We start from the raw sequence: 822 nt of genomic DNA on the forward strand, positions 1-822 counted from the left end.
CGATGAACTGCAGATGGCCGGAGCGTGTCGTGCCGAGCATGCCGCACTGCATGAGATGTGCGATGTGGATCAGTGTCTTGTTCAAGCGAGGCATGGGATGATTCTGGTCGTAATTGAATACATCACGAAAGTGCCGACCTACTATTACCAATACCGTGTTGGCGGCCATTCGCTAGCCGAAGAGCAAGCGCGAAAATGCCCCAAATGTGGTGGTGAATGGTTACTCGATGAGCCGCTGCACGATATCTTCTATTTCAAATGTGATGACTGCCGTATCGTCTCAAACATCTCTTGGGATCATTTGAAATAGCAAATGGAATCTCAATATGAAAAGGGTTGGCGCTTTCACGCCAACCCTTTTTTTTGTTGAACTTCGACTTTTTCTATCGAAATTACCAGCCCTTTACTACGCCGCCTTTGAAGATTTCTTTTGCTGCCGTGTAGACTTCTTCAGTTTGGTACGCTTTAACAAAGTTCTGTACATTTYGTTTGAACGTTGTCTTGGCGAGCCACAATCAGGTTCACGTATGGAGATTCTTTGTCTTCAACAAATACGCCATCTTTTTCTGGAGTTAGGTTGATAGAACTCGCGTAAGTGGTGTTGATCACCGATAGCGCCACATCGTCAAGAGAGCGAGGCAGTTGCGCTGCGTCTAATTCAACGATGGTGATGTTCTTTGGATTCTCAACGATGTCACGAACGGTCGCGAGTAGACCCACTTCTGGACGTAGTTTGATCAACCTTGTTGCTACAAGAAGCAGCAGAGAACGGCAAGGTGGTTGGATCGTTTGGTACCGCAATACGCACGCCGTCAGCCAACT

1 protein-coding gene and 1 pseudogene are annotated in these 822 nt (G+C 47.3%); one reads left to right on the forward strand and one right to left on the reverse strand.

Going from position 1 to position 822, the window contains the following annotated elements:
* Positions 1 to 310, forward strand: a 310-nt coding sequence (locus tag CIK04_RS28695; protein ID WP_176463465.1) for a DUF2310 family Zn-ribbon-containing protein, incomplete at its 5' end; no start/stop codon positions are given.
* 82 nt (positions 311 to 392) lie between these two features.
* On the opposite strand, the pseudogene CIK04_RS28700 reads toward CIK04_RS28695, so the two are convergent.
* Positions 393 to 822, reverse strand: a pseudogene (locus CIK04_RS28700) (MetQ/NlpA family ABC transporter substrate-binding protein); the annotation flags it as partial.

It is taken from the genome of Vibrio sp. 03_296, from assembly GCF_002265885.1.